Origin of the sequence: Streptococcus gwangjuensis (genome assembly GCF_028156745.1) — a bacterium.
Lineage (GTDB): Bacteria > Bacillota > Bacilli > Lactobacillales > Streptococcaceae > Streptococcus > Streptococcus gwangjuense_A.
In genome coordinates, this window is sequence record NZ_JAODJG010000012.1 from 1 (window position 1) to 224 (window position 224).

A 224-nucleotide genomic window follows, 5' to 3' on the forward strand; every position below is an offset into this window, starting at 1 on the left:
TGTTTCTTGAATTCTGTGATTTGACTTGTTGTGCTGTAGGCAATGGCTTCACCTGACTTACCTGTCACTTCATCTGTTGTGAGAACACGGTTACCGTTAGTGCTTACATAACGGATAACAGCTTTTTGAGCATCCTTACGATAAGTAACTGTTTCAACACGGTCTTGGTCTTTAGCTTGAACTCCACTTACAGCTGGGATTTCTGATTTATCCGCTGTGTAACC

General features: G+C 42.0%; 1 protein-coding gene. It reads right to left on the reverse strand.

Annotated features, from left to right (window positions below; translation table 11 throughout):
* On the reverse strand, positions 1-224 hold a 224-nt coding region (locus N5909_RS09780), incomplete at both ends, for a mucin-binding protein (protein ID WP_271630621.1).